19 protein-coding genes are annotated in these 24081 nt (G+C 73.6%); 13 read left to right on the top strand and 6 right to left on the bottom strand.

Annotation, left to right across the window (positions count from 1 at the left end; all coding sequences use genetic code 11):
• Positions 1–25: 25 nt before the first annotated feature.
• Genes L6E12_RS27465 through L6E12_RS27450 form a run of 4 tightly spaced genes read right to left on the bottom strand, consistent with a single transcriptional unit; the run spans position 26 to position 4484 of the window.
• A complete protein-coding gene (locus tag L6E12_RS27465) occupies positions 26–1282 on the bottom strand; it encodes a glycosyltransferase family 4 protein (protein WP_236230813.1) in 1257 nt (418 codons plus the stop codon).
• Positions 1283–1316: 34 nt separating this feature from the next.
• Positions 1317–2837 (bottom strand): glycoside hydrolase family 57 protein, encoded by a 1521-nt coding sequence (locus tag L6E12_RS27460; RefSeq protein WP_236230812.1) that lies wholly within the window; start codon positions 2835–2837, stop codon positions 1317–1319.
• Entirely contained in the window at positions 2834–3604 is a 771-nt protein-coding gene (locus tag L6E12_RS27455; RefSeq protein ID WP_236230811.1) for a bifunctional 2-polyprenyl-6-hydroxyphenol methylase/3-demethylubiquinol 3-O-methyltransferase UbiG, read from the bottom strand. The genes L6E12_RS27460 and L6E12_RS27455 overlap by 4 nt, the downstream gene beginning before the upstream one ends.
• 40 nt (positions 3605–3644) lie before the next feature.
• Positions 3645–4484 (bottom strand): SAM-dependent methyltransferase, encoded by an 840-nt coding sequence (locus tag L6E12_RS27450; RefSeq protein WP_236230810.1) that lies wholly within the window; start codon positions 4482–4484, stop codon positions 3645–3647.
• A gap of 95 nt (positions 4485–4579) precedes the next feature.
• On the opposite strand from L6E12_RS27450, the gene L6E12_RS27445 reads away from it, so the two are divergent.
• Both L6E12_RS27445 and L6E12_RS35550 read left to right on the top strand, forming a co-directional pair.
• Positions 4580–5467: a helix-turn-helix domain-containing protein gene (locus tag L6E12_RS27445; RefSeq protein WP_374201955.1), complete on the top strand. Its 888-nt coding sequence runs from the start codon at positions 4580–4582 to the stop codon at positions 5465–5467.
• A gap of 198 nt (positions 5468–5665) precedes the next feature.
• Positions 5666–6268 carry a DUF397 domain-containing protein gene (locus L6E12_RS35550; protein ID WP_308075330.1) on the top strand — a complete coding sequence of 201 codons (603 nt, stop codon included), beginning with the start codon at positions 5666–5668 and terminating at the stop codon, positions 6266–6268.
• 79 nt (positions 6269–6347) lie between these two features.
• Here the strand turns inward: L6E12_RS35550 and L6E12_RS27430 are convergent, their stop codons facing one another.
• Complete coding sequence (locus L6E12_RS27430; RefSeq protein ID WP_236230808.1) at positions 6348–7184, bottom strand: DegV family protein; 837 nt, start codon at positions 7182–7184, stop codon at positions 6348–6350.
• A gap of 263 nt (positions 7185–7447) precedes the next feature.
• Between L6E12_RS27430 and L6E12_RS27425 the strand changes: the two genes are divergently transcribed.
• The 8 genes from L6E12_RS27425 (at position 7448) to L6E12_RS27390 (ending at position 16110) form a co-directional block, all read left to right on the top strand.
• Positions 7448–8233, top strand: a complete 786-nt coding sequence (locus L6E12_RS27425) for an electron transfer flavoprotein subunit beta/FixA family protein (protein WP_035282564.1) — start codon at positions 7448–7450, stop codon at positions 8231–8233.
• A gap of 25 nt (positions 8234–8258) precedes the next feature.
• The gene (locus L6E12_RS27420; protein ID WP_236230807.1) at positions 8259–9227 is read left to right on the top strand and encodes an electron transfer flavoprotein subunit alpha/FixB family protein; all 969 of its coding nucleotides are present in this window, start codon (positions 8259–8261) and stop codon (positions 9225–9227) included.
• Between the two features lie 178 nt (positions 9228–9405).
• Positions 9406–10161: a GNAT family N-acetyltransferase gene (locus L6E12_RS27415; protein ID WP_236230806.1), complete on the top strand. Its 756-nt coding sequence runs from the start codon at positions 9406–9408 to the stop codon at positions 10159–10161.
• Complete coding sequence (locus L6E12_RS27410) at positions 10158–11144, top strand: lysophospholipid acyltransferase family protein (RefSeq protein ID WP_374201954.1); 987 nt, start codon at positions 10158–10160, stop codon at positions 11142–11144. The genes L6E12_RS27415 and L6E12_RS27410 overlap by 4 nt, the downstream gene beginning before the upstream one ends.
• 592 nt (positions 11145–11736) lie before the next feature.
• A complete protein-coding gene (locus tag L6E12_RS27405) occupies positions 11737–13104 on the top strand; it encodes an MFS transporter (RefSeq protein WP_236230805.1) in 1368 nt (455 codons plus the stop codon).
• Between the two features lie 62 nt (positions 13105–13166).
• Positions 13167–14390 (top strand): cysteine desulfurase family protein, encoded by a 1224-nt coding sequence (locus L6E12_RS27400; RefSeq protein WP_236230804.1) that lies wholly within the window; start codon positions 13167–13169, stop codon positions 14388–14390.
• Positions 14391–14393: 3 nt separating this feature from the next.
• A complete protein-coding gene (mnmA, locus tag L6E12_RS27395; protein WP_236230803.1) occupies positions 14394–15482 on the top strand; it encodes a tRNA 2-thiouridine(34) synthase MnmA in 1089 nt (362 codons plus the stop codon).
• Positions 15483–15555: 73 nt separating this feature from the next.
• Positions 15556–16110, top strand: a complete 555-nt coding sequence (locus tag L6E12_RS27390) for a GNAT family N-acetyltransferase (RefSeq protein WP_236230802.1) — start codon at positions 15556–15558, stop codon at positions 16108–16110.
• Positions 16111–16154: 44 nt separating this feature from the next.
• Here L6E12_RS27390 and L6E12_RS27385 read toward each other — a convergent pair whose 3' ends face one another.
• Positions 16155–17108 carry a zinc-binding dehydrogenase gene (locus tag L6E12_RS27385; protein ID WP_236230801.1) on the bottom strand — a complete coding sequence of 318 codons (954 nt, stop codon included), beginning with the start codon at positions 17106–17108 and terminating at the stop codon, positions 16155–16157.
• 685 nt (positions 17109–17793) lie between these two features.
• On the opposite strand from L6E12_RS27385, the gene L6E12_RS27380 reads away from it, so the two are divergent.
• The 3 genes from L6E12_RS27380 (at position 17794) to L6E12_RS27365 (ending at position 24063) form a co-directional block, all read left to right on the top strand.
• On the top strand, positions 17794–19464 hold the full coding sequence (locus tag L6E12_RS27380) for a S8 family serine peptidase (RefSeq protein ID WP_236230800.1): 1671 nt from the start codon (positions 17794–17796) through the stop codon (positions 19462–19464).
• Between the two features lie 87 nt (positions 19465–19551).
• Positions 19552–22146, top strand: coding sequence for a CHAT domain-containing protein (locus L6E12_RS35170; RefSeq protein ID WP_308075329.1), 2595 nt, complete (start codon positions 19552–19554; stop codon positions 22144–22146).
• 123 nt (positions 22147–22269) lie between these two features.
• On the top strand, positions 22270–24063 hold the full coding sequence (locus L6E12_RS27365; RefSeq protein WP_236230799.1) for a long-chain fatty acid--CoA ligase: 1794 nt from the start codon (positions 22270–22272) through the stop codon (positions 24061–24063).
• The last annotated feature ends 18 nt before the right edge of the window (positions 24064–24081 follow it).

Raw genomic sequence — 24081 nt, 5'->3', positions numbered from 1 at the left:
CCACCCGGAATCTGCTGCCCGGTGGCTAGGAGACGGTGAAGGCGTTGCCGGTGGCGATCTTGGGGCGGCCGAGTTCGCGGGGGTGGGCCGGGGTGGCGCGGGTGTAGACCTCCGCCGTGCGGGTGGCGATCAGGGCCCAGTCGAAGTCCTTGGTGAGGCGGGACTTGGCCAGGCGGGCTCGGCGCTTGGCGGCGGCCGGGTCGTCGAGGACGGTGCGGGTGGCCTCGGTGATGCCGTCGACGTCGCCAGGGGGGAAGGAGAGGCCGGTGCGGTTCTGGATGACGACCTCGCCGAGGCCGCCCGCGGTGGAGGCGACCAGGGGGGCGCCCGCGGCGGCGGCTTCGAGGGCGACGATGCCGAACGGTTCGTAGCGGCTGGGGAGGACCACCGCGTCGGCGGCGGCCAGGGTGGCGAGCAGTTCCTGGTCGCTGAGGTGGCCCGTGAACTCGACCGCGCGGCGGACGCGCAGCTTCTTCGCCAGGTCGACCAGGGCCTTGGCCTGCGAGCCGCGGCCCGCGACGACCAGGCGGGTGCCGGGGTGGGTGCGGCGGATGCGGGGGAGGGCGGCGATCAGGTCGTGCACGCCCTTCTCCCACTCCAGCCTGCCGAAGAACAGCAGCAGCGGGGCGCCGTCGGGGCTGTGGGTGAGCCGGGCGGCGCGCACGTCGCGGGCGGAGACCCGCCAGCCGCGCGGTTCGATGCCGTTGTGGATGACCTCGATGCCCGCCGGGTCGACCTCGAAGAGGTGGGCGACCTCGGTGCGCATGGCCGACGAGCAGGTGATCAGCGCGTCGGCGCGGTTGGCCAGCCACCACTCGACCGAGTGGACCTGCTGGTTGAGCGGCTGGGAGAGCCAGCCGCTGTGCCTGCCCGCCTCGGTGGCGTGGACGGTGGCGACCAGGGCGACCCCGGCCTGCTCGGCGAGGGCGACCGCCGGGTGGGTGACCAGCCAGTCGTGGGCGTGCACCACGTCCGGGCGCCACCGCCGCAGCAGGGCCAGGCCCGCGCGGACCATGCCGTGGCCCATGGCCAGGGTCCAGGCCACCAGGTCCTTCTCGAAGACCAGGTGGGTGGGGTCCTCGGCGACGCGGATGACCCGCACCCCCGCCTCGGTGGTGTCGGTGGTGGGGTGCGTGGCGGCGTCGGTGCCCGCCTCGTGCCTGCACAGCACGACGACCTCGTGGCCCTGGGCGGCGAGGTTGACCGCGATGGCGTGCACGTGTCTGCCCAGACCGCCGATGACCACCGGCGGGTACTCCCAGGACAGCATCAGCACGCGCATCTCGTCGACTTCCTCACCTTCGGGTCTGGGAACCCTACTTGTCAGTAAGGAGGGTTCTGGCGTCGAGGTCGCCGAACAGGCCGTCCTCGGCGCGCAGCCGGGCCGCCCGGTCGGCGGCCCGCTCGCGCGCGCCCGACCGCAGCAGCGAGGCCAGTTCGGCGTAGCGCTCACCGTGCACCTTGGCCCGGCGGCGGGCGTAGTCGGCGGCCGAGTCCTTGGTGACCATGAACGCCCAGTCGCTCGACAGGGCCAGCAGGGCTTCGCGGACGACCTGGTCGAACACGGGGTCGCGGCCCACCGACGGGGCCAGGTGCGCGACCAGGTCGAGCAGGTCGCGTTGCAGTTCGGCGCCCGCGTGCACCAGGTCGGCCACCTGCTCGCCGTCCCACACCCGCCAGTCCTTGCCCGACCCCCACGACGACGCGGGCAGGTCCACCCGGCCGCCGAGGTACCCGGCGTCCAGCGCGCCGCGCAGCGAGGTCACCTCGACCCCGCGCTCGGGCAGCAGCCGCAGCACCCGTTCCAGCCACGCGGGTCCTTCGTGCCACCAGTGCCCGAACAGCTCGGTGTCGTACGCGGACACCACGAGCCCCGGCCTGCCGTGCCTGTCGTTCAATTCGTGCAGCCTGCGCACCACCGTGTCCACGAAGTCGACCGCGTGCCGCTCGACGGTCGCCCGCGCGAGGGCGGGCTCGTAGGGCCGCTTGTCCTGCGGTGCCACGTGGCGCCCGGTCACCCGCGCGGGCTTGAGGCCCGACGGGTGGTCGTAGGTGTGGAAGTCGCGGTAGGCGGGGTCGCCCGGGTAGCCCGCCTTCGGGGACCAGACGCGGTAGGTGACCTCCAGGTCGCGGCCGAAGCACACCACGTCGGAGTCGCCGACCGTGCGGGCCAGGGCGGTGTCGCCGTGCAGCGCGGGGCCGTCGACCAGGAACCGGCGCACCCCCGCCGCCGCGTAGCCGGTCTCCATGCCCGGGGCGTACCCGCACTCCGGCGCCCAGATGCCCTCGGGGCGGTGGCCGATCCGGGCGGTGGTGTCGTCCAGGCCCGCGCGCAGGGCGAACGCCCGCAGCGCCGGGTCGAGCAGCGGCTGGAACGGGTGCGTGGCCGGGCCGCCGATCAGCTCGATGACACCGCTGTCCACCAGCGGGCGCAGCACCGGCGAGAACCCGTGCCGCCAGCGCCCCTCGAACTCGCCCAGGGCCGCCGCGGACGCCCGGAACTCCGCCGCGGCCACCTCGCGCAGCAGCGGGTCGTCGCGCTGCCAGCGGGTGGCGGCGTACTGGGCGCGCAGGTTCCAGTTGCCCAGCCAGTCGTGCACGGCGCGCAGCGAGTGCGGGTCGTCGAGCTGGGCGGCGAGCACCGGGGTCACGCCCAGGGTGAGCACGTCGCGGCGGCCCTCGGCGGCGAACCGCTCCAGCACGCCCACCAGCGGCAGGTACGAGTGCGCCCACGCCTGGTAGAGCCACTCCTCGCCGACCGGCCAGGTGCCGTGGTGCGGCAGCCAGGGCAGGTGGCTGTGCAGGACGAGCGCGAAGCCCCCGATCGGCTCGCTCATGCGCGTGCGACCGCGACGAGGTCGAGCGAGGCGTCCACGTCCGCGTCGTCCGCGGACGTGATCTCGAAGTCCGCCGACGCCACCGAGGTGACCGCGTCGAGCAGTTCCGCCGACCACGGCTCCCCGGAGACGGCGACCTCCAGTTGCGCGTCGATGATCGACCCGCCCAGGGCGGCGTCCAGCCCGCGCAGCCGGGGGCCGTGGGCCAGCCCGCCCAGGAACTCCACGGTGAAGCCCGCGTCGCGCAGCAGCCCGGCCAGTTCGCCGCCCGCCAGCTCGCGGGTGTGGAACGGGTTGAGCGGGGTGTCGCGGCCGGGGGAGAAGGTGATCCGGTTCGGCGTGGTGACCAGCAGCAGCCCACCGGGGCGCAGCACGCGGTGGCACTCCAGCAGGAAGCCCTCCTGGTCCCACAGGTGTTCGATCACCTGCAGGTTCGCCACCACGTCGACCGCGCCGGTGCGGACCGGCAGCGCGGCGAGGTTGCCGCGCACGGTCCGCACCGCCGGGTACGCCTTCGCCACGTGGGCGGCGGTGTACGCGTCGTAGTCGAGCCCGATGACCTGCCGGGCGGTGCCCGCCAGCAGGTCGGCGCCGTAGCCCTCGCCGCACCCGGCCTCCAGCACCACCGCGCCCGCGCAGTGGTGGGCCAGGTGCAGGTACGCGGCCTCGTGCCTGCGGAACCAATAATTCTCTTCCGCGATGCCGGGGACGGTGCGCTCCCCGGTGAGCGGCAGCTGGTCGGCGGCGCCTGCGGTTTCGGTGGACACGCGGGAAGACGGTAGCCGATGGGCTACTGGTCAGTAAGGGTCAGGGCTTGCGGCCGACCGCCCCCGCGATGCAGAACTGCACCTGGTTGAGCGGCTTGAGCTGCGGGCCGTCCGGCCACCACTCCGCGCACAGCGAGAAGCCCGGCGCGATCAACTCCAGACCGGGGAACATGCTCTCGATCGCCGCGCGGGTGCGGAACAGACCGGTGCCCATGGGGCTGTGCAGGAACACGTCCTCCATGCGCCGGGCCAGCGCGCTGTGCTCGGTGGTCTCCGGGTCGAAGAAGTGGCTGATGCCGACGATCGAGCCCGAGGGCAGCGCGTCGATGTAGACCCGCATGATGTCGGCCGGGTCGCGCTCGCCCCCGTAGTGGTGGATGGTGCCCATCTGGAACAGCGCCAGCGGCTGCTCGAAGTCGATGTGCTTGCGCACGACCTCGTCGGCCAGCACCCGCTCCGGCTCGAAGATGTCCTCGGCGGTGAAGTGGGTCTGGTCGTTCTCCTCCAGCAGCGCGCGCCCGTGCGCGAGCACCACTGGGTCGTTGTCGACGTAGACGACGGTCGACTCGGGGTTGATCCGCTGCGCCACCTGGTGGGTGTTCTCCGCGGTGGGCAGGCCGGAGCCGAGGTCGAGGTACTGGGTGATGCCGGTCTGCAGCGCCACGAACCGGGTGACGCGGATCAGGAACTCGCGGTTGTCGAACGCGAGCTGCGCGGCCTCGGGGGCGACCTTCTGCACCCGGCGCAGGACCTCGCGGTCGATCTCGTAGTTGTCCTTGCCGTGCAGGAATGCGTCGTACACCCTGGCGATGCTGGCCTTGGAGGTGTCGATGTAGACGGGCACCCCGGGCTCGTCGGAGTGGGGACCTGCGGTAGACATGCGTTCCTCACCGGGTGTCGTGGATCATGGATGTTTCGTGATCAGGAGGTACCCTCACTGTAGGGGGACGGAACCGGCGGAAACCACGTCGGGTGATGATTGATCCGGGAAGGGGAGCGACCGTGGCGGAGGTGCAGAGCGGCGGGCCCACCGCGCGTCGCATCGTGCTCGGTTCCCAGCTGCGCAGGCTCCGCGAGCGCGCCGAGATCACCCGCGCCGAGGCCGGGTACCACATCCGCGGGTCCGAGTCGAAGATCAGCCGCATGGAGCTGGGCCGGGTCGGTTTCAAGGAGCGGGACATCGTCGACCTGCTGGCCCTCTACGGGGTGCACGACCCCACCGAGCGCGACCAGTTCCTCGACCTGGTCCGCCAGGCGGGTGAGCCCGGGTGGTGGCACCGCTACAGCGACCTGATGCCCACGTGGTTCCAGGACCTGGTGGGCCTGCAGGAGGCCGCGTCCCGGCTCCAGATGTACGAGCTGCAGTTCGTGCCCGGTCTGCTCCAGACCGAGGAGTACGCCAGGGCGCTGGTCAGCCAGGGCCGCCCCGACCTCGCCACCGCGGAGACCGAGCGGCTGGTCGCGCTGCGGATGTCGCGGCAGAACATCCTGCGCAGCCTGAGCGCGCCGAAGCTGTGGGCGGTCGTGGACGAGTCGGTGCTGCACCGGCCGATCGGTGGGGCGCGGGTGCTGCGCGAGCAGATCGATTACCTGCTGGAAGTGACCCGGCTGCCGAACGTGACGTTGCAGGTGGTGCCGTACGCGCTGAGCGGGTACGCGGCCGAGGGGTCGTTCTCGATCCTGCGCTTCACCGAGCCGGAACTGCCCGACCTGGTCTACCTGGAGCACCTCGGCGGCGCGGCGTACCTGGACCGGCCCGAGGAGATCGAGCGCTACAGCCGCGTGGCCGACCGGTTGACCGTGGACGCGGAGACGCCGAGCCACACCCGGCAGTTCCTGGTCAAGCGCCGCCAGGAGATCTGACCCGGATCGGATTTCGTTTCACCTTTTTGTGCCGCTCGGACAACCTCTGGTCCGACTCTGCGCACCTCCGTTCGCACGTTCGAGTTCCCCGAGCGGATGACACTTTCGGATGCACGTGCATGTGCAAGGTCCCCGGTCGTGTTACGGTCAGCAACGGCAAATGCACGTGCAGACACGACAAGGGCCGGGGGTCGACAGATGACCGACATTCGCAACGGGATGCCTGCGGAACTGCTGTCCGGGGCTCGGTGGCGCAAGGGATCGCGCAGCGGGGCCTACGGCAACTGCGTCGAGGTGACCCCGGTCGCGGGGGACCACACCGCGATCAGGGACAGCAAGTCGCCCAGCGGACCCGCGCTGGTGCTCCCGGGCAGTGCGCTGACCTCGCTCACCCGCGCCGTGCGCGCGGGGACGGTGCACGCGCCCAAGGCCGAAGACCTGCTGCGGGTGCTCGTCCTCCGCGGCTTCGAGTTCCTGCACCCGCGCGACGCCAACGGGGACCTGACCGCCGTCGTCGGGGTGCGCGCCCACCACGACGTGATCGACGTGGTCCGACTGCACGCCGAGGACGACGCCATCGCCTCCCGCCTCCCGGCGGACACCCTCGACGTGCTCAACCCCTCCCAGGTCCTCTGGCAGCGCACCGGGTGGGCGACCACCGTCCTGCGCCAGCTTGTGGACCTCGCCGACGAGCGCACACCGGGTATGCCCGCCCGCAAGGAAGCGTCGGTCTCGCCGCTGCGCGGCTGCTGGGTGCCGACCACACCCGGCCGTGCGCGGTGGTTGCCCGCCACCGCCTGACCGCCGCCCGAGCACTCGTCCCGCACAGAGGACAGTGGCCGCCTCCCCCGGGGTGCGGCCACTGTCCTCTGTGCGTGGTTCAGGTCCGCGAGACGACGACCGAGAGCATGCCGGGGCCCGCGTGCACGGCGATGGCGGAGCTGGCGTCGGTGACGACCCGCTCGCGCATCCCCGGGATGCGCTCGGTCAGCTCGGCCATCAGCTCGGCGGCCTGCTCGGGGGCGCCGACGTGCTCCACGGCCACGTCGACCGTGTGGTCGCCCGCGGTGGCGGTGGCGATGTCGGCGAGCTTGCGCTTGGCCCTGCCGCCGCCGATGACCCGGTCCAGCGGGGCGATCTGACCGTTCCGCATGGTCAGCAGCGGCTTGACCGACAGCGCCGTGCCGACCAGGTGCGCGGCGGCGCCGATCCGGCCGCCGCGGCGCAGGTAGTCCAGGGTTTCCACGTAGATGAAGGTGGAGCCGCCGTCCAGGCGCCGCTGCAGCGCGTCGACGATCCGGCTGGGACTGCCGCCCGCACCCGCGACCCTGGCCGCCCCGGTGACCGCGTAGCCCAGGCTCATGCCCATGGTGCGCGAGTCGACCACGCTGACCGGCAGGCCGACCTGCGCGGCGGCCTCGCGGGCGTGCTCGGCGGTCTTGGACTGCCGGGAGGAGATGTGGACGGACACGACCGCGTCGGCCCCGTCCTCGGCCGCGGCGCGGTAGGCCCAGTAGAGCGCCGCGGGCTCCGGCGGCTCGGTGGACACCGGCCGGTCGGCGCGCATGGCGGCGACCACGGCGGCGGCGGGCACCCGGCTCTCGTCGTCGAGGTGGTCGCCGATCCGGATGCGCAGCGGCACGACCCGGATCCCCCACTGCCGGGCGAGTTCCCGCGGCAGGCTCGCAGTGGAGTCTGTGATGACGGCGACCCTCATGGCCCTCGACCCTAGCCTTTCCCCAACCCCCGTCGGGGCTGCTTTAAGCGGTTGGCGGTGAGCACCGTCACGCGGTCGGCGGAAGGTCATGGTTGCACGTTCGCTACTGACGGGTAACATTGCGGTGCAAAAGGCCACCGTGCCAGCAGGCCGCAGGGCATGGCAAGGTCAGCCGAACCGCACATGTCCAAACCACGGTGCGCTGGTCGCCGGTATTCCACGGCGGCACACGGTGCTCGTTCCCAGGAGGTCGAAGAAGACCCATGCCAAACATCGTTGTCCTGGTCAAGCAGGTGCCCGACACCTACTCGGAGCGCAGGCTCTCCGACTCCGACCACACGCTGGACCGTGATTCCGCCGACGCCGTCCTCGACGAGATCAACGAGCGCGCCGTCGAGGAGGCGCTGCTGATCAAGGAGGCGCAGGGCGGCGAGGTCACCGTGCTCAGCGTCGGCCCGGACCGCGCCACCGAGGCGATCCGCAAGGCGCTGTCGATGGGTGCGGACAAGGCCGTCCACGTCTCCGACCCCGCCCTGCACGGCTCGTGCGTGATCCAGACCTCCAAGGTCATCGCCGCCGCCGTCGGCAAGGTCGACGGCGTCGACCTGGTCATCGCGGGCAACGAGGCCACCGACGGCCGCTCCGGCGCCGTCCCGGCGATCCTCGCCGAGCTGCTGGGCTACCCGCAGCTCACCCACGCCCGCAAGGTCGTCATCGAGGGCACCACCATCAAGGTGACCCGCGAGACCGACGAGGGCCTGACCCACCTCGAGGCGTCCCTGCCCGCGGTGGTCAGCGTCGGCGAGAAGATCAACGAGCCGCGCTACCCGTCGTTCAAGGGCATCATGGCCGCGAAGAAGAAGCCGGTCGAGACGCTCACCGTCGCCGACCTGGGCATCGACGCGGGCGAGGTCGGCCTCGCCAGCGCCACGTCCACCGTCGTCGAGGCCGCCCCGAAGCCGCCGCGCGCGGCCGGGCAGAAGGTCGAGGACGAGGGAGACGGCGGCGCGAAGATCGCCGAGTACCTCGTCGGCCAGAAGCTCATCTGAGATCAGCAGCGAAGGAGGAATGGCAATGTCCGAAGTTCTGGTCCTCGTCGACCACGTCGACGGCGAGATCAAGAAGGTCACCTTCGAGCTGCTGACCGCGGCCCGCTCGTTGGGCGAGCCGTCGGCGGTCGTCGTCGGCACGTCCGGCACCGCGGCGAAGCTCAAGGAGTCCCTGGCCGCCTACGGCGCGGAGAAGGTGTACGTCGCCGAGTCCGACGACGCCACCGGTTACCTGGTGACGCCCAAGGTGGACGTGCTCGCCGCGCTGGTCGCGTCGAAGTCCCCGGCCGCGGTGCTCGTGGCCGCGTCCGCCGACGGCAAGGAGGTCGCGGGCCGCCTGGCCGCCCGCACCGGCTCCGGCCTGCTGGTCGACGCCATCGGCGTCGAGGGCTCCGGCTCCGACGTGACCGCCGTGCAGTCGATCTTCGGTGGCGCGTTCACCGTCAAGTCGAAGACCACCGTGGGCACCCCGATCGTCTCGGTCCGCCCCGGCGGCGTCGAGTCCTCGGAGTCCGCGGGCGCGGCGGCCGAGGAGGTCGTGGAGGTCCCCGCGACCGACGCGGCCAAGGCCACGAAGATCACCGGTGCCGAGCCCATCGTCGGCGGCGACCGCCCCGAGCTGACCGAGGCCTCCATCGTGGTCTCCGGCGGCCGCGGCGTCGGCTCGGCGGAGAAGTTCGACGTCGTGGAGAAGCTCGCGGACGCGTTCGGCGCGGCCGTCGGCGCCTCCCGCGCGGCGGTCGACTCCGGCTACTACCCGGCGCAGTTCCAGGTGGGCCAGACCGGCAAGACGGTCTCCCCGCAGCTCTACGTGGCCCTGGGCATCTCCGGTGCGATCCAGCACCGGGCCGGGATGCAGACCTCGAAGACCATCGTCGCGGTCAACAAGGACGCCGAGGCGCCGATCTTCGAGATCGCCGACTACGGCATCGTCGGCGACCTGTTCGCCGTGGCCCCGCAGCTCACCGACGAGGTCGGCAAGCGCAAGGGCTGAGTTCGAGGGGATCGGGTTCCCGCAGTACCACCGCCAGGGGCGGGCACCGGTGACGGTGCCCGCCCCTGGCGGTTCCGCGGTGTCAGATCGCCGTGAGGTTGACCGTTAACGCAACCTCCACTGATCCGTCACGGTAATCACCCCGCGCAGGTCGCCTGCCCGGCGTGACCCTTGTGCCATGACGCGGACCCAGGTGCTGCTCAGCACGGCGAAGCCGGGAACCGACACCCCCCACTACTCACTGCTCGTCGCCCAGGACGGCGCCGAGGTCGAGGCCGCGCAGAGACTGCGGCACCGGGTCTTCGCCGAGGAGATGGGCGCGACCCTGCACACGCCCAGGCCCGGCCTCGACATCGACGCCTTCGACGCGCTGTGCGACCACCTGGTGGTCCGCCACGACGCCACCGGCGAGATCGTCGGCACCTACCGGATGCTGCCGCCGGGCCGCGCCGCGACCCTGTACTCCGACACCGAGTTCGACCTGGCCCGCCTGGCGGGCCTGCGCGGCGCGCTGGTGGAGACCGGCCGCTCCTGCGTGCACCCGGACCACCGCAGCGGGGCGGTGGTGAGCCTGGTGTGGGCCGGGATCGCCCGGTACATGTTCCTCTCCGGCCACAACTGGCTGGCGGGCTGCGCCTCCGTGCCCCTCGACGACGGGGGCGCGCTGGCCTCGGGCGTGTGGGACACCGTGCGGGAGAAGCACTACGCCGACGAGCAGTTCCGCGTGCGCCCGCTCAACCCCTGGGAGCCTGCGGCCCCCGCCGGTCGGGTCGCGCTCCCGCCGCTGCTGCGCGGCTACCTGCGGCTGGGAGCCAAGGTGTGCGGCCCGCCCGCCCACGACCCGGACTTCCGCGTGGCGGACTTCTTCATCCTGCTGGGCCTGTCCGACATCGACGAGCGCTACCTCCGCTTCTTCCTGGGGGAGGGCCGATGACCAGCCCGCTCCCCCTGCCGGTGCCGCGCGCGGTGCCCCTCCCGGTGCCATCCCCCGCCACCCGCCCGGTGTCGTCTTCTGCCGCCCGCCCAGTGTCATCTCCCGCCGCCCGCCCCCTGGCCCACCCGTGGATGCCGACCTCGCCGTGCGGACCCCGCTGCCTGACCGGCGACGAGCCGACCGTCGGCGCGCTCCGGGCGGGCCTGCGGCTCACCGGCGCGGTGTGCGTGCTGCTGGTCTGCTTGCTGGCCGTGCCGGTGCTCCCGTTCATCGGCCGCGACACCTTCGCCCGCCTGGTCTTCCGCTCCCTGCTCCGGGCGTTCGGGGTCCGACTGGCGGTGACCGGCGGTGAGTCGCTGCGCGAGGCCCGGGGGCGCGGCGCGCTGGTGGCCACCAACCACGTGTCCTGGCTGGACATCGCGGCGGTGAACGCGATCCGCCCGATGCGCGCCCTGGCCAAGCGCGACATCCGCGACTGGCCGGTCCTCGGCCGCATCGTCGCGGCGGCGGGCACGGTGTTCGTGGACCGCGAGCGGCTGCGGTCGCTGCCCGGCACCATGGCGCACCTGGCCGAGGCCCTGCGCGCGGGCGCCCACGTCTACGCCTGCCCCGAGGGCACCACCTGGTGCGGCCAGGGCGTCGGCCGCTTCCGCCCGGCCATGTTCCAGGCAGCCATCGACGGCGGCGTCCCGGTCCGCCCGATCGCCCTGCGCTTCCGCACCGAGGACGGCCGCGAAACCACCGCCCCGTCCTTCATCGGCGACGAGACCATCGTCGACTCGGTCCGCCGGGTCGCCCGCCTGCGCGGCCTGGTCCTGGAGGTCCACGTCCTCGACGAACTGGCCCCCGGCCGCGCCGCCGACCGCCGAGAACTGGCCGCCCTCACCGAGGCGGCGGTCAACGCCGCCCTCGGCCGGGCACTCGCCCCCGCCACCCGCACCCGGCGCGGACCGCACCCGATCAGGACCCGCCAGTCCGCCTAGCAGCGCCCCGGGGGAGGCCGGCATTCGCTGCGGTCCAGGTGGGGTGGTCGCCCCACCAACCGCAGGCCGGGCAGGCAGCCTCGCAGAACCCCACTGAGGCCCAGCCGCCGACCACCCCGCCAACCCGCTGGCCTGGCGGCCAGCCGCCCGAAACCCCACCGCGCGCAGCCGGCGACCACCCCCGCAACCGCCTGCTTGGCGACCAGCCACCCCGAGCCGTTAGCGGCGAAGCTGCCGACCACTCTCGCAACCGCAGGCCCGGCTACGCCAATGCCCGGGTGGGTGGATGTGCTTGGGTGGGGGTGGCGATCATGTGCAAGCCTGCTTGGGCTGTGGGGCATCTTTTCGCCCCACTCGGTCACACTGGGCGCATGATCGCTGTAGGGGCCCCGCCCGAGCAGATCCACCCACCCGGGCACCCCGGCGAAAATCCCGGCCCTTGAAACCACGGCACGCCGAGTAGACCCACCCGGGCACCACAATCCCGGCGTTTGAACAGGACCACCCTCCCGGACCGCAGCAACCCTTGAAAAGGACTAGACCTCCACCCGGGTCGAAGTTGCACGATGGCCCGATGAGCCACGATGGACCGATGAGCACCACCGAGATCGCACCGGGGAAGTCGTTGTGGCTGCCGGAGAACCGCCGCACCACCTCAGCGGTGCTCCTCCTGATCACCATCATCGCCTTCGAGCAGCTCGGCATCAGCACGGCGATGCCCAGGATGCTCGCCGACCTCGACGGCACCTCCCTCTACTCGTGGCCGTTCACCGTGTTCCTGTCGGCGAGCGTGGTCTCCACCGTGGTCTGCGGGCGGATCGCCGACCGGGTGGGCCCGGCCAGGGTGCTCTACGTGGCGCCCGCGGTGTTCCTCGTCGGGCTGCTGGTGGCGGGCACCGCGGACACCATGGCGGTGCTGCTGGCCGCCCGCGCGCTCCAGGGGGCGGGCATGGGCGCCGAGGCCACCTGCATCTACGTGCTGATCACCCTCGTCTACCCGGAGCGGTCCCGGCCCGCCGCGTTCGGTGCGCTGTCCGCGGCCTGGGTGGTGCCCTCGATCGTCGGGCCCACCGTGGCCGGGGTCGTCACCGAGCAGGTCGGTTGGCGCTGGGTGTTCCTCGGGTTGGCACCGCTGGCCGTGCTCGGTGGGCTGCTGCTGCTCCCCGCCCTGCGCGGGCTGCCCCGCCCGGACCGGTCCGGCACCCCGGTGGGCAGGCGGTGGCTGCCGCTGGCCGCGGTCGCGGCCGGGGTCGCCATCCCGGTGGTGAGCTGGGCCGCGCAGCACCCGTCGGCGCTGTGGCTGGTGGCGGGGGTGGTCGGGGTGGTGGTGCTGGTGGCGGCGCTGCGGACCCTCCTGCCGAAGGGGACGCTGCGCGCCGCCCGCGGTCTGCCCCGGGTGGTGCTGTCCCGCGGGTTGTTCGCCGGGGCGTTCCTGGCGGTCGAGGCGTTCCTGCCGCTGACCCTGGCTTCGGTGCACGGGTACCCGCTGGCGCTGGCCGGGTTGCCGCTGACGATCGCCGCGCTGGGCTGGTCCGGGGCCTCGCACTGGCAGGGCAGGCACCCGGAGGTGGAGCGGTCGGCGCTGATCCGGCGGGGTTTTGTCGTGCTGGGGGTCGCGTTGGCCGGGATGGCGCTGGTGGCGGTGCCCGGCGGGCCCGGGTGGTTGGCGGTGCCGCTGTGGCTCGCCGCGGGTGCCGGGATGGGGATGGCGTTCCCGGCGATCAGCGTGCTGGCCCTGGGGCGGGCGCCCGAGCACGAGCGGGGGTTCGTCTCCGCTGCGGTGCAGGTCATCGACACCGTCTTCGCCGCGACCACGATCGCCCTGGGCGGGGTGCTGCTGGCGGGCATCGCCTCGGCCGCCGAGCCCACCGCCGCCGTGGTGGTCCTCGACCTGCTGATGGCCGCCATGGCCCTGGGCGGGGCGCTGCTGTTCCGGCGGGTGCGGGACGCGGCGGTGTGAGGCGGGCGGTGGGCGGTGTCTCGTTCCGCCCCGGTCCGGGGGCGGTCTACTCTGGGAGCGCGATGACGTATCTCGACCACGCAGCGACGACGCCGATCCTCCCCGAGGCGGCGGCTGCCCTGACCGCGGCGTTGACCTCGTTCGGCAACGCCTCGTCCCTGCATTCCTCCGGCCGCCGCGCCCGGCGCGCCGTCGAGGAGGCCAGGGAGACCATCGCCGGGGCGCTGGGCGCCCGCCCGTCGGAGGTGCTGTTCACCTCCGGGGGGACCGAGAGCGACAACCTGGCCGTCAAGGGCATCTACTGGGGGCGGCGGGCGAAGGACCCGAAGCGCACCCGCGTGCTGGTCTCCGCCGTGGAGCACCACGCGGTGCTCGACGCGGCGCTGTGGCTCGCCGAGCACGAGGGTGCCGAGGTGACCCTGCTGGAGGTCGACGACTTCGGCCGGGTGCACGAGGACACGCTGCGCGCCGCCATCGCCGAGAACCCCGACGACGTGGCCCTGGTCAGCGTGATGTGGGCCAACAACGAGGTGGGCACGGTCAACCCGGTCCGCGAGCTGGCGGGCACCTGCGCCGCGCACGGCATCCCGTTCCACACCGACGCGGTGCAGGCCGTGGGCGTCCTGCCGGTGCACTTCGCCGAGTCCGGGGCGAGCGCGCTCACCGTCAGCGCGCACAAGGTCGGCGGCCCGTACGGCGTCGGTGTCCTGCTGCTGGGCCGCGACGTGCCGTGCGTGCCGGTCGCGCACGGCGGCGGCCAGGAGCGCGACGTGCGCTCCGGCACCCTCGATGTCCCGGCGATCGTGTCCATGGCCACCGCGGTCCGCGTCGCCACCGAGCAGCGCGCCGAACGCGCCGCCCGCCTCACCGCCCTGCGCGACGAACTGGTCCGCGAGGTGCGCGCCGCCCTCCCCGAGGCCAGGCTCAACGGCGACCCCGGCGAGACCAGGGTGGACGGCGGCCCGTCCCGGCTGCCCGGCAACGCGCACTTCACCTTCCCCGGCTGCGAGGGCGACAGCCTGCTGATGCTCCTCGACGCCCGCGGCATCGAGTGCTCCACCGGTTCGGCCTGCACCGCGGGCGTCGCCCAGCCCAGCCACGTGCTGCTGGCCATGGGCGTGGAGCCCGCGCCCGCCCGCGGTTCGCTGCGCTTCTCCCTCGGCCACAGCACCACCGTCGCCGACGTCCGCACCCTCGCCGAGGCCATCGCCCCGGTCGTCGAGCGCGCCCGCAACGCCGGGTTGGCGGGCCTGCGCCGCGGGGCGGCCCGGACAGCGGAGGTCTGACCCGTGCGCGTACTGGCCGCGATGAGCGGCGGCGTCGACTCCGCGGTGGCCGCCGCCCGCGCCGTCGAGGCCGGGCACGACGTCACCGGCGTGCACCTGGCCCTGTCGGCCAAGCCGGGCACCCTGCGCACCGGTTCCCGCGGCTGCTGCACGGTCGAGGACGCCCACGACGCCCGCCGGGTGGCCGACATCCTCGGCATCCCCTACTACGTCTGGGACTTCGCCGAGCGCTTCACCGAGGACGTCGTCGAGGACTTCGTCGCCGAGTACGCCGCGGGCCGCACCCCCAACCCGTGCCTGAAGTGCAACGAGCGCATCAAGTTCGAAGCCCTCCTGGACAAGGCGATCGCCCTCGGGTTCGACGCCGTCTGCACCGGCCACTACGCCCGCTTGGCGGTCGTCGACGGCCGCCCCGAGCTGCGCCGCAGCGCCGACCTCGACAAGGACCAGTCCTACGTGCTGGCCTCGCTGACCCGTGAGCAGTTGGCGCACGCGATGTTCCCGCTGGGCGGCTCGGTGAAGTCGGACGTGCGGGTCGAGGCGCAGGCGCGCGGCCTGGCCGTCGCGGAGAAGCCGGACAGCTACGACATCTGCTTCATCCCCGACGGCGACACCCGCGGCTTCCTCCAGGCCAAGCTGGGCGCGCGGCCGGGCCACCTGGTCGACGACGAGACCGGCGCGGTGCTCGGCGTGCACGCGGGGGTGCACGGGTTCACCGTCGGGCAGCGGCACGGGCTGGGCATCGAGGCGCCCGCACCCGACGGGCGGCCCCGGTACGTGCTGTCGCTGGAGCCGGTGAGCGGGAACGTGCGGGTCGGCGCCGTGGAGAAGCTGGGCGTGCGCGAGATCGTGGCCGAGCGACCGGTCTGGCCGTCCGGGGTCGCCCTGGGCGGGGAGGTCGAGTGCGTGGCGCAGGTGCGCGCGCACGGGGGGACCTCGGCGGCGCGGGCAGCCCTGGTCGACGGGGCGCTGGTGGTGCGGCCGTCGGCGGAGCTGCGGGGGGTGGCGCCGGGGCAGGCCGTGGTGCTCTACCGCCCGGACCCGGCCGGGGACGTGGTGCTGGGCAGCGGGATGATCTCCGCCACCCGTTGACCTGCCGGGGGACAGCCGTCCCCTCCCGCAAAGCGCTCGCGCTGTCGGTGGCGTTCGGGGACACTCCACCCCCGTGGAGGTCGACCTGGTCACCGTCGATGAGGCGGACAAGTCCGTGCTGGCGAACCTGGTCCAGTTCTACCAGTACGACTTCTCCGAGATCCGCGACCTCGCCCTGACCCGGCACGGCACGTTCACCTACCGCTACCTCGACCCCTACTTCACCGAGGCGGACCGGGAAGCCGACTTCATCACCGTCGACGGCCGACTCGCGGGCTTCGCGCTGACCCGGGGGGACGTCGACGAAGACGGGTCGTGGAACGTCGCCGAGTTCTTCGTCGCCCGTGGTCACCGCCGTCGAGGTGTGGCGCGGGCGTCCGCCCGGCGCCTGTTCACCCGGCGTCCCGGGTTGTGGACGCTGTCCGTCGACCACGGCAACCGACCGGCCGCGGCCCTGTGGCGGTCCGTCATCGGCGCGGTCGCCGTGGGGCCGGTCGTCGAGGCCGACCGGTACCCGCCCGACGCGGCCGTCGCCTGCACGCGGTTCCGCTTCCGGGTGGCCGCCACGGCCGAGCAGTCACCGCGGACCGGGCCGCCGCGCTCCGCGGGCACCGAACCCGCGGGGTGAGTCCGGACAACTCGAACCCCGCCCGTTCGGACGCTCCGAACGGGTCAGCGGGTGGGGTCCAGCAGGAGCTTGCCCACCGTCTTCCTGGCGCGCAGGTCCTCGTGGGCCCGGCGGGCGTCGGCCAGCGCGTACTCGCCGCCGCCGATCACCTTCAGCGAGCCCCGCTGGGCCGCCGCGAACAGCTCCCGCATGGCGTGCTGCATCAGGCCCGGCTTGGTGAAGGCGTGCGGCAGCCAGAGGCCGCTGATCGTCGTGGAGTGGGAGAGCAGGGCGGGGAGGTTCACCGGCTTGGGCGGCACGCGGCTGGCCATGCCGAAGAACGCCAGCCTACCGAGGGGCGCGAGGGCGGCGATGCTGCGGTCGGTGACCGTGCCACCGGTCATCTCCAGGACGACGTCCACCCGCTTGCCGCCGTTGGCCTCGCGGATGGCGGCGGTGAGGTCTTCGGCGCCGGGGTCGATGGCGGCGTCCGCGCCCAGGCTCAGGGCGAGGTCGCGCTTGTCCTGGGTGCTCGCGGCGGCGATGACCCGGCCCGCGCCCATCGCCTTGGCCAGCTGCACGGCCAGGGTGCCGACCCCGCCCGCCGCGGCGTGGACGACGACCGACTCCCCGGCCTCCAGGTGGGCGGCGGTGCGCAGTAGCAGCCAGGCGGTGGTGCCCTGCACGACGAGGCCGAGGGCGGTCAGGTCGTCGACGTCGTCGGGGACCTCGAAGGCCATGTGCTCGGGGGCGGCGACGCGCTCGGCGTAACCGCCCGCGTCGACCATGGACACCAGGCGCCTGCCGTCGGCGGCGCGGCCGACCACCTCGTTGCCGGGGATGAGCGGCAGGGAGGCGGGGGCGAGGTAGCTGTTCTCGGCGTTGTGCGTGTCCGCGTAGTTGATGCCCGCGCGCGAGACCTCCACCAGCACCCGGCCCTCACCCGCGGTGGGGTCCGGGAGGTCGGCGGGGACGAGCACCTCGGGTCCGCCGAACTCGGTGATCTGGATGGCGCGCACGGGTTCCTCCTCGGCTCGACGACTGCCAGGGAACCCTAACCCCGGTCCTCAGCCCTGGCCCGCCCACGGCCAGTCCACCGGTCTGTCGACCTGCCCACCGGCTTCGCCCAGCATGACCAACCCCCTTCGCCCGACCCGCCTGCGCATTCCGGGGCTCAGCCTAGGGCGCCGCGCCCGCGTCGGGATTCCCTTGTGGAGCCCGCAACCGCGGGCGGTGCGGCGGACCCGCGTCAAGCTCACGCCGGGTGACAGGCGTCCCGGTCCGCCTGGGCAGGTGGTCCACCCGAACGGCCGTTGTGATCACGGCGGGTTGCGCCAACTGTCGCACCGTCGGTCTCGCTATCGGTGAGCGGCGGTGAAAAAGGTTGACCCGGCCGGGGGGAATCCGGATTCACCCGGACCCCGGCCGAGTCACCGGAATTACCCGGGTGGGCCGCCGGTCCGTGGGGGATTCACGCACGTCAGCCCGCATTGGGCTGTTCGAGTGGGTGAGTGAGTTGATCACTCACGTTTGGTGATCGGGTCAGAACGAGACCTTATGCATGTTCACCCGTTACGCAGGGACTCTTCATATCGACGTATCTGATGCCCGCACTTTTGCTCTACTACCAATGAGCAGGTCGGTGTGAGTGCACATACCGACCGTGACCGACGACCTGTACCGGGGTGGCACTTCATGGCGAGCATGGACCCATACGGCGATCAGCACACCACAGACCCAGGCGGCGGGGAGGCCGACGGGGTCTGCGAGGTGGCCGGTCCCCCGCCGACCGTCCTCATGCGTCACCGGGCGAGGTTCCTCAACCCGTCCACCGCGCTGCCCGGCCGCGGCCACCGGCGGCCGGACTCCACGGCGTACCGCACCGACACCCTGCTGGTGCCGCTGCGCCTGGCCCGCGACGCGGCGCTGATCGCCCGGTTCAACGAGGCCATCGCCTCGCTGGGCGCCGAACTGGTGGTGCGCCTGCCGCGCACGCCGCGGTGGGCCGCCGCGCTGGAGTCCTTCGACGACGGGTTCGCCGTGCCGGTGCTGGTGCGCTGCCTGGAGGACTCCGACGCCGACGAGAGCCCGGACCCGTGGTGCGTGCTGGTGCGGCTGCGCCGCCGGTTCCCCGACGCCGACCTGGAGGGGATCGGCCTGGAGCACCTGGCGCTGGCGGCGTCGGTGCGGATGGAGGGCGCCCCCTTCGGCAGCGGGGTCCCCTTCGGCAGCGGCGTCCCCTTCGGCAGTGGTGTTCCGTTCGGCAGTGGAGTCGGGGGTGGCGGCGTGGCGTTGGCGACCGGGAACCGCAATCCGGTCCGGGTGTTCCTGCCCGAACCGCGCCGGGTGGCCCATCCGGCCGACCTGGTCGCCGGGCGGCGGCCGGTGGTGGCGGTGCTCGACACCGGCATCGGCGAGCACCCGTGGCTGACCGTCGGCGACCCGTGCGACGACCCGGTGGTGCAGGTGGCCCCGGAGTTCCAGGGGCTGCTGGCCGACCTGGAGGAGACCATGGTCGACGCCAGCGGCGCGGTCATGCCGCCGCTGGCGTCCCCGCACGACCAGCGCGACGTGCTGCAGCCGCTGCTCGGCGTCACCGACTCGCACTCCGGGCACGGCACGTTCGTCACCGGCCTGGTGTTCCAGAACTGCCCGGACGCGCGGATCCTGTCGCTGCGGGTGCTGCACACCGACGGCATCACCACCGACGCGTCGGTGCTGCTGGCGCTGGAGTGGCTGCGCGAGCGGGTCCGCAACGCCCTGGACAACGGGATCGCCGAGGACCTCGTCGACGTGGTGTCGGTGTCGCTGGGCTTCTACCCGGAGCACGCCGACCGGCAGACCGGGCTGCTGCTGGCCGAGGCGGTGCGCAAGCTGACCGACCTCGGGGTGGTCGTGGTCGCCGCCGCGGGCAACGACGCGACCACCCGCCCGTTCGTCCCGGCGGCGCTCGCGCTCAACCCGGACGGCTCCAACACCGGCAACCCGCTGCTGGTGGCCGTCGGCGCGCTCAACGCCTCCGGCCGCACCGTCGCCGCGTTCTCCAACGAGGGCGACTGGGTCACCCGGTGGGCGCCGGGCAACGCCGTGGTCAGCACCGTGCCGCTGTGGCAGGGCCCGGAGGGCTCGGGGCTGGGCACCGCGGGCGACGGCACGCCGAACATGAGCCGCACCTCCCCCGACCCCGACGACCTGACCACCGGGTTCGCCGTCTGGGCCGGGACCTCCTTCGCCACCCCGGTGGTGGCCGGGATGCTCGCGGCCAACCTGGCCGCGGCCAAGGACGCCACCACCGACCAGGACCGCCGCGTCCGGGCGGCCGACGCGCTGGCCGCCACCGACGAGCAGCTCCGGAAGCTGGGCTGGCTGTCCTGACCGCCCGTGCCGCCCGCGCGGCGGGACTGTTCCCGCCGCGCGGGCAGTACTGTCTACTGCCATGGCCGGTCGTCCCTGGGCAGCACGGTGAGCGCGGGGAACGCGCGCACCCTGCGCCGGGCGGGCACGCTGTGGCAGCGGGCCAGGGTGGCCGTCTACGCCTACGAGTTCGCCAGGGCGCGGTCGCTGTCGGAGCAGGCGCTCGACGCCCTGGACAACGCCCCGGAGCCCACCGACCAGGACCTGATCCCGATGCGGGTCCGGGTGCTGGTCACCGCCGCCTACGCCGACACCGAGGTCGGTGAGGTCGAGCGCGGCCTGGGCAGGCTGGACACCGCGGGCGGGCTCGTCGCGGCCATCGCCGACCCGGCCAGCCGCTCGGAGCTGGAGCTGCTCTCCCGGGAGCAGCGCGGTTTCCGGCTGATCCGGGTCGGCCGCACCGAGGAGGGGCTGCGCACCCTCGACGAGATCGCCCACAAGCTGGAGCAGGAGCTGGCGACCGGGGTCGGCGAGCCGAGCGTGCTGGCGATCCTGCACCTCAACCGCAGCCTGGCCTACATCGGGCAGGCGCACACCGCCGCCGCGGTCGCCGAGGTCAACCGGTGCATCGAGCTGACCGAGCAGTACGAGATGGACCCGACCATCGCGATCAAGGCCCGGCACAACCTGGGCTACGTGGCCTACATGTCCGGGGACATGCCGACCGCGCTGCGGCTGTTCGAGGAGTCGGCCAGGACGTGCACCGAGCAGGCGCCGACGCTGCTGCCGATCGTCCGGCTCGACCAGGCCCGCGCGCTGCTGGCCGCCGGGCTCGCCGAGGAGGCCGCGCGCAGCCTGGACGAGGCGCTGCCGGTGCTGCGCAAGCAGCGCGGCGGGCAGGACGCCGCCGAGGCCGAGGTGGCCAGGGCGGCGGCGGCCCTGCTCGACGGCGACCCCGCGTTCGCCCACCGCCGGGCCACGTCCGCGCACACCAGCTTCACCAAGCGCGGCAACCGGCGCTGGGCGGCGATCGCCCGGCTGGCCGCGGTCCGCGCGCAGGCGCAGTCCGCGCTCGACGACCGCGGGCGCACGGTGCGGCGCACCCTGGTCGACACCGCGGTCCGGCTGGCCGACGACCTGCGCGAGCTGATGCTGGAGGACGAGCGGGCGCTGGCGCTGCTGCTGGCCGCCCGGTTGCAGATCCGCCGCGGGGAACTGGATTCCGCGCGCGAGCTGCTCGACGCGGTGCCGCCGCCGCGGTCCACGACCCCGATCGACCACCGGATGCTGCTGCGGCTGTGCCGGGCGGAGCTGGCCATCGCCGCGGGCAGCCCGCGCCGCGCGTTCGCCCAGGCCCGGTCCGGGCTCACCGAGCTGGGCCGGGTGCGCGACAAGATGGGCGGGATGGAGCTGGTGTGCGGCACCGCCGTGCACGGGCAGGAACTGGGCGAGCTGGCGGTGCGGCAGGTGCTGCGCAGGCCCCGCCCGGACGCGCGCGGCCTGTTCGGCTGGTTGGAGCGGACCCGCGCGCAGGTCTACCGCTACGAGCCGCTGCCGGTGTCGCTGCCGCGGGAGGTGGCGGCGAAGGCGGCCGAGCTGCGCAACGTGCGCCGGGCGGTGCAGTCGGCCCGGGTGGCGGGGCAACCGGTGGCGCAGCTTGAGAAGCAGACCGCGGCGCTGGAGCGGGAGGTGTCGCGGCAGGGCTGGTCGGCCGGGGCGCTGGGCAGCCCGCGCCCGGTGGCGGCGCTGGGCGAGGTGGCCGCGGCGCTGGGGGACCGGGCGCTGGTGTCGTTCGCCAAGCCCGACGGCGCGGTGGTGGCCGTGGTGGTCACCGCGAACCGCACCAGGATGGTGCGCCTGGGCGACTCGGCCACCGCCGCGGAGTGGGCCGCGCGGCTGCACGCCGACCTGGACGCGCTGGCCCCGGACACGCTGCCGCCGCCGGTGGTCGAGGTGGTGAAGGCGTCCGCGGCGCGCAGCGCGGGCGCGCTGGACGCGCAGCTCATCCGGCCGCTGCTCGACGCGGTCGGCGACCGGGACCTGGTGGTCGTGCCGACCGGGCCGCTGTACGCGGTGCCGTGGGGGAGCCTGCCGTCGCTGCGCGGCCGGTCGGTGGTGGTCGCCCCGTCGGCGACCGCGTGGCTCTCCGCCGAGCGCGCCGACCCGCCCGGGGGCAGCACGCTGCTGGCCCGCGGCCCCGGGCTCACCGGGCTGGTGGCCGAGGAGGAGCACCTGCTGGCGGTCTACCCGGACGCGGTCACCCTCGACGGCGGGCGGGCGACCGTGGCCGGGGTGCTCGCCGCGCTCGACGGCGCCGACCTGGCGCACCTGGCCGCGCACGGCGAGCACGAGCCGACGAACGCGCTGTTCTCCCGGCTGGAGCTGGCCGACGGCCCGCTGTTCGCCTACGAGGTGGCCCGGCTGCCGCAGCCGCCCCGGCAGGTGGTGCTGGCCGCCTGCGAGCTGGCGCTGAACTACGTGCGCCCCGGCGACGAGGCGCTGGGCTACGCGGGGGCGCTGCTGGCGGGCGGGGTGCGCACGGTGGTGGCGGCCACCAGCCGGGTCGGCGACGAGGCGGCGGCGACCGCCATGGCCGACTACCACCGCGGCCTGGCCGAGGGGATCACCCCGGCCCGCGCGCTGGCCGCCTCGGTGGCCCGCGACCCCTACCGCAGGCCGTTCATCTGCCTGGGCGCGGGCTGACCGGCCCGCCTGTGGACAGGCGGTGGACAGCCGGTCTCCCGGCTCCCTACGATCATCGAATTGTGTTGTGGGCCACAGCGCTGTCGGGCCACATTCCACTCCGATCCCCATGGAGGCAGTGCGATGAGCAGCCCTGTCACGCTCTGCGCGGCTTTCCAGGCCACCGCCGAGCGCAACCCCTACCTGGTGGCCCTGCGGACCCCCGGTGACGCCGTGTCGATCACCTGGCGCGAGTACGGGCGCCGGGTCCGCCGGATCGCCGCGGGCCTGGCCGCCCTCGGGGTGCGCCGCGGCGACGCGGTGGGCCTGATGCTGACCAACCGCCCGGAGTTCCACCTGATCGACGCCGCCGCGCTGCACCTGGGCGCGGTGCCGTTCTCGGTCTACAACACCAGCTCCGCCGAGCAGTTGGAGTACGTGTTCTCCAACGCGGGCAACAGGATCGTGCTCACCGAGCAGGTCTTCGTGCCGGTGCTGCGCGCCGCGGGCCCGCGGTTGGACGTCATCTGCGTGGAGGAGGGCGTCGAGGGCACCACCTCGCTGGCGGAGCTGGAGGCGGGCGGCGCCGAGGACTTCGACTTCGAGGCCGCCTGGCGCGCGGTCGAGCCGACCGACCTGGCGACGATCATCTACACCTCGGGCACCACCGGCCCGCCCAAGGGCGTGGAGCTGACCCACGCGAACGTCCTGGCGGTGTCCGTGGCGCTGGACGACGCCTACGACATCACCCCGGGCGACCGGGTGCTGTCGTTCCTGCCCTCGGCGCACATCGCCGACCGGGTCGTGGCGCACTACGCGTCGATGCTCTACGGCACCCTGGTGACGACGGTGGCCGACGCCAGGCAGCTCGCCGCCGCGCTGCCCGACGCGCGGCCGAACGTGTTCTTCGCCGTGCCCCGGGTGTGGCAGAAGTTCACGCTGGCCATCGACACCGCGCTGGCCGCGGAACCCAGTGCTGCCAAGCGGAAGCTCGCGCGGTGGGCGATCGACGTGGGGATCAGGCGCAGCGCACTGGTCCGCGCGGGCGAGCCCGTCCCGCCCGCGCTGGCGTTGCGGCACCGGCTGGCGGACGCGGTCGTGCTGTCGAAGCTGCGCGAGAGGCTGGGGTTGGACGAGGCGAAGCTGTGCCTGTCCGGCGCGGCGGCGATCCCGGTGGAGACGCTGGAGTTCTTCTGGGGCCTGGGGATCGAGGTCTACGAGATCTGGGGCATGTCCGAGACCGCCGGGCTGGGCACCTCCACCCGGCCGGGCACGCTGCGGTTCGGCACCGTGGGCACGGCCGTGCACGGCGTCGAGGTGCGCCTCGCCGCCGACGGCGAGCTGCTCATCCGCGGCGGGTCGGTGATGCGCGGCTACCGCAACGACCCGGTGCGCACCGCCGAGGCGGTCGACGCCGAGGGCTGGGTGCACACCGGCGACATCGGGGTGGTCGACGGCGACGGGTTCGTCAGCATCGTCGACCGCAAGAAGGAGCTGATCATCAGCTCCTCGGGCAAGAACATGTCGCCGACGAACATCGAGAACGCGGTCAAGGCGTCGAGTTCGCTGATCGGGCAGGTGGTGGCGATCGGCGACAACCGCCCGTACGTGTGCGCGCTGGTGGTGCTCGACGCCGACGCCGCGGCCGGGTTGGCCGCCGAGCACGGGCTGCCCGCGGACTCGCCCGCGGCCGTGGCCGGGAACGAGCGGGTCCGGGCGCTGGTCGCCGACGCGGTCCGGGCGGGCAACGCGAAGCTGTCCCGGATCGAGCAGGTCAAGCGCTTCCGGATCGTGCCGGGCTCCTGGGAGCCGGGCGGCGACGAGCTGACCCCGACGCTCAAGCTGCGCCGCAAGCCGATCGCGGAGAAGTACGCGCACGACATCGACGACCTCTACGCGGACTCGCCGACCGGCGAGACGATCGACCTGGGAAGCTGATTCCCGCTCGGCGGCAAC

The sequence above is a fragment of the Actinokineospora sp. PR83 genome (assembly GCF_021056305.1).
Taxonomy (GTDB): domain Bacteria; phylum Actinomycetota; class Actinomycetes; order Mycobacteriales; family Pseudonocardiaceae; genus Actinokineospora; species Actinokineospora spheciospongiae.
This window is presented reverse-complemented; position numbering and strand designations above follow the sequence as displayed.

Coding starts and splice junctions, on each gene's coding strand:
- L6E12_RS27465 (WP_236230813.1), bottom strand. CDS start 1,282: ATGCGCGTGCTGATGCTGTCCTGGGAGTACCCGCCGGTGGTCATCGGC.
- L6E12_RS27460 (WP_236230812.1), bottom strand. CDS start 2,837: ATGAGCGAGCCGATCGGGGGCTTCGCGCTCGTCCTGCACAGCCACCTG.
- L6E12_RS27450 (WP_236230810.1), bottom strand. CDS start 4,484: ATGTCTACCGCAGGTCCCCACTCCGACGAGCCCGGGGTGCCCGTCTAC.
- L6E12_RS27445 (WP_374201955.1), top strand. CDS start 4,580: ATGATTGATCCGGGAAGGGGAGCGACCGTGGCGGAGGTGCAGAGCGGC.
- L6E12_RS35550 (WP_308075330.1), top strand. CDS start 5,666: ATGACCGACATTCGCAACGGGATGCCTGCGGAACTGCTGTCCGGGGCT.
- L6E12_RS27430 (WP_236230808.1), bottom strand. CDS start 7,184: ATGAGGGTCGCCGTCATCACAGACTCCACTGCGAGCCTGCCGCGGGAA.
- L6E12_RS27425 (WP_035282564.1), top strand. CDS start 7,448: ATGCCAAACATCGTTGTCCTGGTCAAGCAGGTGCCCGACACCTACTCG.
- L6E12_RS27420 (WP_236230807.1), top strand. CDS start 8,259: ATGTCCGAAGTTCTGGTCCTCGTCGACCACGTCGACGGCGAGATCAAG.
- L6E12_RS27415 (WP_236230806.1), top strand. CDS start 9,406: ATGACGCGGACCCAGGTGCTGCTCAGCACGGCGAAGCCGGGAACCGAC.
- L6E12_RS27410 (WP_374201954.1), top strand. CDS start 10,158: ATGACCAGCCCGCTCCCCCTGCCGGTGCCGCGCGCGGTGCCCCTCCCG.
- L6E12_RS27405 (WP_236230805.1), top strand. CDS start 11,737: ATGAGCACCACCGAGATCGCACCGGGGAAGTCGTTGTGGCTGCCGGAG.
- L6E12_RS27400 (WP_236230804.1), top strand. CDS start 13,167: ATGACGTATCTCGACCACGCAGCGACGACGCCGATCCTCCCCGAGGCG.
- L6E12_RS27380 (WP_236230800.1), top strand. CDS start 17,794: ATGGACCCATACGGCGATCAGCACACCACAGACCCAGGCGGCGGGGAG.
- L6E12_RS27365 (WP_236230799.1), top strand. CDS start 22,270: ATGAGCAGCCCTGTCACGCTCTGCGCGGCTTTCCAGGCCACCGCCGAG.